We start from the raw sequence: 9,841 nt of genomic DNA on the forward strand, positions 1-9,841 counted from the left end.
CCGTCACCGGCGCCGCCGCACCGACCCGTCCGGGCGCAGCTCGACCACCGTGCCGGCGCCGAGGCGGCCGAGGAAGTCGTCGTCGTGGCTCACGACGAGGATCGCGCCCCGGTAGGCCTCCAGCGCCTCGACCAGCTGGGTCACGCTCGGGATGTCGAGGTTGTTCGTCGGCTCGTCGAGGATCAGCAGCTGCGCCGGCGGCTCCATGAGCAGCAGCCGGGCCAGGTTGACCCGGAACCGCTCGCCACCGGACAGCGTCGCGACGGGACGGTCGACGTCCGGCCCGCGCAGCAGCAGCCGGGCGAGGTGGTTGCGGACGTCGCCCGGGGTGGCCCGGGGGGCGACGTCGCGGACGTTGTCGAGGGCCGAGCGGGTGTCGTCCAGGTCGTCGAGGCGCTGCGGCAGGTACCCGACACGGTCGGTGAGGAGGCGGCCGTGCGGGCGGCCGGGGACGGGAGGTGCGCCGGTGACCAGCTGGTCGAGGAGCATCGACTTGCCGACGCCGTTCGGTCCGACGAGCGCGACCCGCTCCGGCCCTTGGACCACGACCACGCTCGCGCCGTCGTGCAGCTCGACGAGGCGCCGGCCGCGCGGGACGTCCGGGTCGGGCAGCGTGAGGTGGATGTGGTCCTCCTCCCGCACGCGGGCGTCCGCGGCGTCGACCGCCGCCTGCGCGGCCTGGACCCGCGCGGCCAGGGTCGTGCGCAGCGACCCCGCCGACGCCCGTGCGCTGCTCGCACGGGTGCGGGCGACGATCCGCGGGATGCCGCCGTCGCGCTGCGTGGCGCGTGCGGTGCGCTCGCGGCGCGCGAGCTTCGTCTCCGCCTCGATGCGCTGCCGCTTCTCCGCACTCAGCGTCTGCTGCGCGGTGCGGGCCGCCTGCTGCGCCGCGGCCTGCTCCTGCGCGCGGTGCTCGGCCCATGCGCTGTACGGTCCGCCGACCACCTCGAGCCCACCGGTGTGCAGCTCGGCCGTGGCGTCCATCTGCTCGAGCAGCGTCCGGTCGTGGCTGACCACCACGAGCGCCCCGGGCCACGTGCGGACGAGGTCGGCCAGGCGCTCACGTGTGGGCCGGTCGAGGTTGTTCGTCGGCTCGTCGAGGAGCGTGACCGGTGTGCGGCGCAGCCGCAGGCCCGTCAGCGCGACGAGCACGGCCTCACCGCCGGAGAGCTCGCCGACGCGGCGGTCGAGACCGATCCCGGCGAGCCCGACGTCGTCCAGCGCCTTGTCCGCGCGGGCCTCGACGTCCCAGTCGTCGCCGACGGTGTCGAAGTGCCGGACGTCGACGTCGCCGGCCTCGATCGCGCGCAGCGCGGCCACCACGCGGTCGACGCCGAGCAGCTCCGCGACGCTCGTCGCACGACCGAGGGTGAGCGTCTGCGGCAGGTAGCCGACCTCGCCGGTCGTCTCGACGCGGCCGGACGTCGGTGGCAGCACGCCCGCGACCAGCCGCAGGAGCGTGGACTTGCCGGCACCGTTGCGCCCGACCAGACCGGTCCGGCCGGTCGTGAACGTCCCGCTGACGTGGTCGAGGACGACCGTTCCGTCGGGCAGCTCGAGGACGACGTCGTGCAGGGTGACGACCGGGGAGGGCATGCGTAGGGGTCCTCCGTTCTGCGGTGGGCGCGGTGGTGGGTCAGCCACGCCCCGTCGTCGCGTGGTCCGTGCCCGGCGCGTCGACGTGGCGGGACACCCAGGTCTCGACCTCGGCGAGGGCCCGTGCGGGCTCGGCGAAGAGCACCCCGGACCACCCGTGCCGGCGTGCCGCCTCGACGTTGAGGGCGTTGTCGTCGACGAGCAGCACGCGGTCCCCGGGGACGCCCGTCGCCCGCTCGACGTGCTCCCAGAAGCCGGCCTCCGGCTTGCGGTGGCCGACCGCGCTGCTGTCGAACACCCAGTCGAAGGCCTCCACCTCCAGCAACGCACCCCATACGGTGCGCCACTCGGCCACGTTGTTCGTCCCGATCGCGTGCTCGACGGGCGCGGGGTACCGCGCGACGGCAGCAAGGACGTCCACGGCCGCGACGCTCTCGTGGAAGGGGTGCGGCGCTCCCCAGATCCCCCGGGCGTCCGCGGGCGTGCAGCGGCCGCCCTCGCCGTTGACGCGTGCGGCGAGGTCGGTCGCGAAGTCGTCGAGAGCCAGGCGCCCCGTCTCGACCCGGTCCCACGCCCCCTCGTCGCCCAGCAGCCGGTGGCGGACGCGGTCCCAGACGGTGACGTCCAGCCCGACCCGGCGGGCGAACGCCGCCTGGTCGGCGCTCGCCCCCGTGACGAGCACGCCGTGCAGGTCCCAGACGATCAGGGCGCGCGTGACCCCGTTCACGAGCGCCGGGAACGACGGTAGGCCTCGATCAGCTCGGCGCTGCGCGCGTCGGCCTGCCGGGCCGTCCGCGGCTCCGGCACCGCGGCCGTCGCCGGCAGCGGGTGGTCGAGGAAGGCGAGCACGTCGCGCACGGTGGCGTCGTAGTCCGCGGTCAGCCACTCGTAGTCGACCTCGAGCACGGGGACGTCGAGCGCGGCCAGGTGCTGCGACCACCGCGCGTCGTGCGCGTCGATGGTCCCGACCACGCGCTCGATCTCCTCGAGGGGGTCGCCGCCACCGGTCGCCCAGTACGGCTCGGGGTGCCGCACCTCGTCGACCGCCGACCCGTCGGCGGGCGCCACGTACGTCCCCGTCGCCTGGGCGCGCAGCATCGAGACCGCCTGCGCGACCCGGTCCCGCCGCCGTAGCCGGACGACGACGGCGTCGGAGCGCGCGGCGCGGGGCACGGCGCCCCGGACGTCGTCGAGCCACCCGTCGTCGAGGGCCGCCGCGAGCTGGTACCAGTGCACCTTGGCGCCGAACACGGCACCCGGTGCGGTGCGGGCGGCCATCGCGTCGACGTAGGCGTCGAGGTCGCCCGGGCGGGGCGCGCCGGGCGTCGACGACGGGGCTGCGGTGCCGGAGTCGACGAGCCGCTGGTGCAGGCGGCTGCGGCCGAGCCACTCGTCGGGGGCCCCGAGGCCGCCCTGCGCGCTGAGCGCGCCGCACAGCAGGTTGCTGCCCGTCCGCTCCTGGCACGCGACCACGTAGGCGGCGACGGGGCCCGGCACGTCAGGCGCCCTCGACGTGCAGGTCGGCCCGCGAGCGCGGGTCGTGCGTCGCGACGTAGTGGTCCTCGGCGGCCACCCAGCGGACGATCCACTCGTCGGCGTTCTCGCCCCGCTCGGCCTGCCGGCGCAGACGCGTCTCCTCGGACGTCTCGACCCAGACCGCGACGTCCACGAGGTCGGCCAGCTGCGGGCGCAGGGTGTAGACGCCCTCGACGACGACGACGTCCGGCATGGCCTGCTCGACCCAGACGCCCATCGTCGCGTTGTCCCAGTCGTACCGCTGGTAGCGCAGCGTGGCGTCGCCGCGCCGGACGGGCTCGAGGACCTCGCGGCGCAGCCGCTGCCAGTCGAAGTACTGCTCGACCCCCGCCGCCGGGTCGAGGGCGGCGCGCTCGTCGTCGTCCATGTCGCGGTAGAAGTCGTCGCCCTCGACGACGACGGCCCGGCCGAGCGAGCCGACGACGGCCCGCGCGAACGTGGACTTGCCGGCGCCACCCTGACCGTCGATCCCCACGAGGACGGGTCGGCGGTCGACGGCGGAGACGAGGGCGCGCAGGGTCTCGGCGGCGTGGTCGGTGGTGGTGGTCATCGTCGTCCTCTCGGTCAGGAACGGTAGGCGGCGGCCTGGATGTGGTGGAGCTGGGAGTAGAGCCCGCCGGAGGCGACGAGCTCGTCGTGGCTCCCGACCTCGTGGACCCGACCGTCGGCCATCACGACGATCAGGTCCGCCATCCGGACCGTCGTGAAGCGGTGGGACACCAGCACCGTAACGGCGCCGGTCGCGTGGTGCGTGCGGCGGGCGTGCTCGGCGTACCGGGTGAACAGGGCGTACTCCGTCTCGGCGTCCAGTGCCGAGGTGGGCTCGTCCAGGACGACGAGCAGCGGGTCCTCGCGCATGAACGTGCGGCCGAGCGCGAGCCGCTGCCACTGCCCGCCGGAGAGCTCCGCGCCGTCGGCGTACGTCTTGCCGAGCGGGGTGCGCAGCCCGTCCTCGAGCTGGTCGACGACGTCCTGCGCGTCGGCGCGGGCGAGCGCGGCACCGACGCGGACCTCGTCGTCGACGTGGCGGACGTCCCCGACGCCGACGGCCTGCACGGCGGGGAGCTCGAACCGCACGAAGTCCTGGAAGCACGCGGCGAGGCGGGCCGACCAGGCGTGCGGCGCGAGGTCCCGCAGGTCCACGGCGTCGACCCGCACGGTGCCGGACGTCGGCTCGTACAGGCCGCACAGGATCTTGACGAGCGAGGACTTGCCCGAGCCGTTCTCGCCGACGATGGCGACGGTGGCGCCCGCGGGGAGCGACAGCGACACGTCCCGCAGCGCGAGGTCCGGCGAGCTGTCGTACCCGAACGTGACGCGGTCCACCTCGATGCCGCGGGTCAGCCGCGCCGGCGGGGTGCCGGTCCCGTCCGGCGTCGGCGGTGCGGCCTGCTCCTCGGCCTCGCGCATGCGACGGAACGTGCTGCGCAGGCGTGCGAGGTCCTGACCGACCGTGACGGCGGCCGTCACCTGGAGGTTCACCTGGGCCGCCGCGACGACGACGAGGACGACGTCGCCCGCGGAGCGCTCCCCGGCGAGGGCGGCACGCACGACGATGAGCACGGCCGCGACGTAGGCCGCGACGAACGCCAGCTGCCCGAGCAGCCGCAGGAGCGCGCCACGGACCTGGGCCCGGTGCAGGGTGGCCGTCGCGTCGCTCCAGAGGGCCGAGTGCCGGGTGCGCATCTCGTCCCGGAGCCGCAGGACGCGCAGCTCCTTGCTCGCCGACGCCGTGGTCGCCAGCCGGTAGAGGTGCCGCGCGCCGCGCGTCGACGGGGCGCTCTCACCCCGGGCACGATCCACGACGCGCTCCGCCGCACCACCGAGGACGAGCGCCGGCAGGGCCGCCAGCGGCAGCAGGAACAGCCAGGGGTCGACGGTGCCGAGCGCGACGAACGTGAGGATCAGCGCGCCGGCCAGACCCATCGCGGTCAGCAGGGCCTGGAGGCCGACCCGGAGCCGCTGGATCTCGCGCTCCAGGACGGTCAGCGTGTCCGCGAACCGCGGCGAGTCGTGGTGCGCCATGCTCGCGGACCCGTTGGAGATGGTCATGAAGCGCGCCTCGTACGCCAGGACGTCCAGCTCGGCGAGCTCGAAGTAGGCGATGTGCGCGAAGTGGGCGAACGTCAGCGTCGCGATGCCGGCGGCGGCCACGACGACCGCGGCGACGACGACCCTGCCCGCGGCGCCGTCGACCGCGGCGTCGGTCATGGCGCGCAGCGCGAGCGCCGTGAGCGGTGCCGCGACGGTGCCGGCGACCATGAGCGCGAGTGCGACGAGCGTGCGGCCGCGGTCCTGCCGGTAGCAGGTGACCAGCAGCTCGAGGGTGTCGGCGGTGCCGCGACGCCAGGCACCGAGGAGACGTCGGGCCCCGGTCATGCGACCTCCTCGAAGCGGCTGGCCTGCAGGTCGAACAGGTGGGCGTAGGTACCGCCGAGGTCCATGAGCTCGTCGTGCGTCCCGCGCTCCTCGACACGTCCGTCCCCCAGCACCACGATCGTGTCGGCGTGCCTGACGGTCGCGAAGCGGTGCGAGATGAGCAGGGTCGTGACGCCCGCGGCGTGGCGACGGATCTCCTCGTGGAAGGCGACCTCGGCGCGCACGTCGAGGCTCGCGGTGGGCTCGTCGAGGACGAGGACCCCCGCACCCTGCCGCACGGCGAACAGCGCACGGGCGATCGCGATGCGCTGCCACTGCCCGCCGGACAGGTCGACGCCGTCGACGAGGCGGGAGCTCAGGGGCGTCGCGAGCCCGCGCGGCAGGCTGTCGACGAGGTCCTGGAGGCCGACGTCGCGGACGACCGCCCGGACGGTCTCTGAGTCGTCGAGGTGCTCGACGCTCCCGAACGCGATGTTCTCGGCGAGGGTGAGCTCGTAGCGCAGGAAGTCCTGGAAGACGACGCTGACGTGCCGCCGCCACTCGCGGGCGTCGACGCGGTCGATCGGGACGTCGCCGACCAGCACGGCCCCTGCCGTGGGCTCGTACAGACGGGTGAGCAGCTTGACGAGCGTCGTCTTGCCGGCGCCGTTGGCGCCGACGACCGCCGTGCACCGGCCGGGCTCGAGGACGAGGTCGAGCTCGTCGAGCGTGCGGCGCGTGGTGCCGGGGTACTGGAAGCCGACGCGGGAGAACCGGACGGGCTGCGCCGCGACGGGGACGGGCACGGGCAGCGTCGGGGCGTCGCTGGCCGCCGCGCGGTAGGGGCTGTCGTCGACGGCGCGCTCGACGTTCGCGATGGCACGGCGTGCGTACATCCCGAACTCCGTCTGCATGTCGGCCTCCGGGTAGAAGTCGCCGAGGAGCAGCGCCCCGAGGACGCACTGCACGACCAGGACCAGGGCGTCGACGGGGAGGGCCCCCCGTGCGGCCGCCAGCCCCGCGGACACCAGGACGGTGCCCGCCAGGACCAGCCCGACGGGTGCGTAGACGAGGTAGGGGCGCAGGTAGATGCGCCGCCGCGCCACCCACACGGGCGCCATCCAGGCGCGGTACGTGTCGACGTACCGGCCGCGCAGCCAGCCGATGAGGCCGAACACCCGGATCTCCTTGGCAGCGCCGGCGCGGGTGCCGATCTCGCGGTAGTAGTCGGCCTCACGGCCGGTCCGGGCCAGCGCGGGGAACACCGCGGCGTAGCTGCGCAGCCCGGTGCGCACGCCGTAGCGGAACATCAGGGTGGCCCCGCCGAGGACGACGGCGGCCCACCACCCGAGCGCGACGCCGGCGACGGTCACGAGGCCGAGGAGCTGCAGGTACCGCGGGATCAGGGCGAGCTGCCCGCAGCACCCTGCGCCCGGGCTGTGGTGGCCGGCGTCGATCTCGCGCGTCGCCTCGGCCAGGTCGTCCAGCAGCACGGGGTCCTCCAGGGGCCCCACGTCGGGGGTGCGCAGCACGGCCTGGAGCAGGTCGTCCACGACCACCCGGTCGATGCGCCGGGCCAGCAGCTCGCCGGCGACGAACTCGACCTGGGCGAGCACCTGCTGGACGGCGAGCGCCCCGGAGGCGAGCAGCAGCCACGGCACCAGGGCCTCCCAGGCACCCGTCGCGTCACCGGCGGTGACGTACCCCGGGATGGCGCCCACCGTGGCGCTCGTCGCCAGGACGAACACGACGGGCAGGACGCCGAGCAGGACGCCGACCACGACGAGCCCGGCGACGAGTCCCGGGGAGCCGGCGCGGGCGGTGAGCCGGGCGATCTCGCGCTGGCGGCCGAGGGCCTCGCGCACCGTCCGCAGCACGCGGCCCGTCACGCGGTCCTGCTCACGTGGGTGCCGATCCGGTGCGCCTCGCGCAGCAGGTCCTCGCCCCAGGTGTCCCAGAGGCCGTCGAGGCGGGACGTGAGCAGGACGGCGTCGACGGCGTCGTCGGCCAGCCCTGTGTGCACGCCCAGCGCGTGCCGGGCGGTGCCGACGGTGCCCTGCCGGGCCGCGTCGTCCAGCGCTGCGGCGTCGAAGTCGACGAGCGTCAGGTCGTGGTCGAGGTCGCCGGGGAGGCGGTGCCCCGCGCCGACGACGGCGACCCGCGACGTCCCTGCCGGGAGCGCTCGCAGGGCCCGGCCGACCTCGTCAGCGACGGACCGCCCTGCCACCTGCCGACGCCAGCCGGCCAGGGCGAGGAAGTCGTCCTCGGCGCTGCCGGGCCGGTCACCGGTCTCGTGCGCGACGAAGATCTCGACGGCCGGCTCGGGGTGCATGTCGAGGAACTTCCACGCGTTGCGCTCGCCGCTGGCGATGTTCGCCTCGGTCGCCCGCTCGTGCGGTCCCTCGACCGCCCAGGCGTCCAGGTCGAAGCGCAGCGGCACGCCCGCGGCGTGCATGCGGTAGCCGAGCTCGAGGTCCTCGACGCCCCAGTTGCGGAACGACTCGTCGAAGCCTCCGACGGTGGCCAGGTCGTGCGCGGTGACCGAGAAGTTCATGGACCAGAAGAACCGCCACGGCAGCGCGAGCGACCCGAGGTCGAAGCCGCAGCCGGCGAGCCGGGCGTGGCGCATGTCCTGGAAGGCGGGGTTGGTGGCGTACGCGCGGACGAGCTCGGCGGGCGTGTCGGTCGCGAGCCGGCGCTCCAGGTCCGGCACGGGGACGTACGGCTGGTAGCCGTAGCAGTAGCCGAGGACGGCACCGGGCCGGTCGTGCGCCGCGAGGTGGGCCCGTAGCCAGCCGGGGCCTGCGAGCGTGCCGGAGTCGAGGAACGCGACCACGGGCGCCGACGCGGCGGCGGCGCCCGCGTTGCGCGCGGTGGCGACCCGGTAGCCCAGGTCCTCCTGGAACAGGTACGTCAGCCGCAGGCGGTCGCCGAACGACCGGGCGACGTCGGCGCTGTCGTCGGACGAGCCGTCGTCGACGACGACGACCTCGAATTCCTCGCACGGGAGGTCCTGCGCCGCGAGCGATTCCAGGCTGCGCCGGAGCCATGCGCTCCGGTTGTACGTGGGAATGACCACGGAGATGTTCGGGGCAGGCGTCATCAGACGATTCACCTCAGCGTGCGGCGACGGGTTTCCGCTGTGCACATTAGGTGCCCCGCGCGCCGTGGTCCGGCCGTGCGGGCGGCAGGATCCGGACATGTCCCCCTGCGGACAAACTGGACGCATGTTCACCCGCAAGCCTGGTTAGAGTGACCCCAGTCACAACCGATCACGTGCCGGCCGGGCCTCTCCTGGTCGCGCTCCCGCAGCACCGAGGAGACCTGGTGAACCGCACGCCCACGTTCGAGATGCTCGGGCTGGTGGCCGAGGACGAGCGTGTCTACGGCGCTCTCCTCGAGCACCCCCACTGGGACCTGGTGGCGTTCGCCGTGAACCTCGAGATGTCGATCGAGTCCGTGGAGGCCACGCTCGACCGGCTCGCCGACCGCGCCCTGGTGAACCACGACCTGGCCGCGCCGTCGTTGTGGCGGCCGGTGCACCCGGAGCTGGGCCTCGGGGCCCTGCTGGCCACCCTCGAGGCCAACGTGCTGGAGGGGTGGGACGAGGTGCAGAAGCTGCGGCGCCAGGTGAGCACCCTCGCGAACGGCTTCGACGCACGCCCGTACCGCACGGGCACGCTCGAGCACACCGAGCGCGTCGTCGGGCCCGCAGCGGTGAGCATGCGGCTGACGGACCTCGCGGCGGCGGCGAGCACCAGCGTCGACCTGCTCGTCCCCACGGTGGCCGTGGGGCTCGGCTGGGACCAGCTGCTGCACGACGCGGTCCGTGGCGGCGACGTGGCGATGCGCTCCGTCCACACCGCGGGCGAGCTGCGCAGCGCGCCCGGCCGGGCGCGCGTCGACCGGCTGCGAGGGCTGGGCGTCGACCTGCGGGTCGCGCCGTCGCTCGCACTGCCGACCGTGCTGCTCGACCGCCGGACCGCCGCGGTCCCCATCGACGAGCACGACGTGACGCGGGGCCTGCTCGTGATCTCCTTCCCGCCGATCGTGACCGCGATCGTCGCCATGTTCGACCTCGTGTGGCGTGGTGCGGACACGGCCGACGGCGGTGCCGCACCGCTCGCACCCGCTCAGGAGGGCGAGCCCACCCCCCTGGAGCGCGAGCTGCTCGCGCTGCTGGCGGCCGGCTGCACGGACGAGCACGCCGCGAAGCGGATGGGTGTGTCGGTCCGGACGGTGCGCCGCATGGTGGCGGCTCTCATGGTCCGGCTGAAGGCGCAGTCCCGCTTCCAGGCGGGCCTGCGCGCCGGCGAGCAGGGGTGGCTGGACACCACCGCCTGACCCCCGC

General features: G+C 74.8%; 8 protein-coding genes. 1 reads left to right on the forward strand and 7 read right to left on the reverse strand.

Features of this window, described 5'->3' with window-relative positions:
* Positions 1-3 precede the first annotated feature (3 nt).
* The 7 genes from CFLA_RS18050 to CFLA_RS18080 are packed head-to-tail and all read right to left on the reverse strand — an operon-like array spanning position 4 to position 8,593.
* Entirely contained in the window at positions 4-1,596 is a 1,593-nt protein-coding gene (locus tag CFLA_RS18050) for an ABC-F family ATP-binding cassette domain-containing protein (protein WP_013118785.1), read from the reverse strand.
* 40 nt (positions 1,597-1,636) lie between these two features.
* Complete coding sequence (locus tag CFLA_RS19295; protein WP_013118786.1) at positions 1,637-2,323, reverse strand: HAD-IA family hydrolase; 687 nt, start codon at positions 2,321-2,323, stop codon at positions 1,637-1,639.
* Complete coding sequence (locus CFLA_RS18060) at positions 2,320-3,093, reverse strand: Stf0 sulfotransferase (RefSeq protein ID WP_013118787.1); 774 nt, start codon at positions 3,091-3,093, stop codon at positions 2,320-2,322. Before CFLA_RS18060 ends, CFLA_RS19295 begins: the two co-directional genes overlap by 4 nt.
* A gap of 1 nt (position 3,094) precedes the next feature.
* Positions 3,095-3,682: a uridine kinase family protein gene (locus tag CFLA_RS18065; protein WP_013118788.1), complete on the reverse strand. Its 588-nt coding sequence runs from the start codon at positions 3,680-3,682 to the stop codon at positions 3,095-3,097.
* A gap of 14 nt (positions 3,683-3,696) precedes the next feature.
* On the reverse strand, positions 3,697-5,511 hold the full coding sequence (locus tag CFLA_RS18070) for an ATP-binding cassette domain-containing protein (RefSeq protein ID WP_013118789.1): 1,815 nt from the start codon (positions 5,509-5,511) through the stop codon (positions 3,697-3,699).
* Positions 5,508-7,379: an ABC transporter ATP-binding protein gene (locus CFLA_RS18075; protein ID WP_013118790.1), complete on the reverse strand. Its 1,872-nt coding sequence runs from the start codon at positions 7,377-7,379 to the stop codon at positions 5,508-5,510. Before CFLA_RS18075 ends, CFLA_RS18070 begins: the two co-directional genes overlap by 4 nt.
* Positions 7,376-8,593: a glycosyltransferase gene (locus CFLA_RS18080; protein ID WP_013118791.1), complete on the reverse strand. Its 1,218-nt coding sequence runs from the start codon at positions 8,591-8,593 to the stop codon at positions 7,376-7,378. Before CFLA_RS18080 ends, CFLA_RS18075 begins: the two co-directional genes overlap by 4 nt.
* A 224-nt stretch (positions 8,594-8,817) precedes the next feature.
* Between CFLA_RS18080 and CFLA_RS18085 the strand changes: the two genes are divergently transcribed.
* Positions 8,818-9,834: a LuxR C-terminal-related transcriptional regulator gene (locus CFLA_RS18085; protein WP_013118792.1), complete on the forward strand. Its 1,017-nt coding sequence runs from the start codon at positions 8,818-8,820 to the stop codon at positions 9,832-9,834.
* Positions 9,835-9,841 lie beyond the last annotated feature (7 nt).

Origin of the sequence: Cellulomonas flavigena DSM 20109, assembly GCF_000092865.1 — a bacterium.
GTDB classification, from domain to species: domain Bacteria; phylum Actinomycetota; class Actinomycetes; order Actinomycetales; family Cellulomonadaceae; genus Cellulomonas; species Cellulomonas flavigena.

Bases quoted from the DNA above. Each gene is read 5' to 3' on its own strand.
- CFLA_RS18050 (WP_013118785.1), bottom strand. From the start codon at position 1,596: ATGCCCTCCCCGGTCGTCACCCTGCACGACGTCGTCCTCGAGCTGCCC.
- CFLA_RS18065 (WP_013118788.1), bottom strand. From the start codon at position 3,682: ATGACCACCACCACCGACCACGCCGCCGAGACCCTGCGCGCCCTCGTC.
- CFLA_RS18070 (WP_013118789.1), bottom strand. From the start codon at position 5,511: ATGACCGGGGCCCGACGTCTCCTCGGTGCCTGGCGTCGCGGCACCGCC.
- CFLA_RS18080 (WP_013118791.1), bottom strand. From the start codon at position 8,593: ATGACGCCTGCCCCGAACATCTCCGTGGTCATTCCCACGTACAACCGG.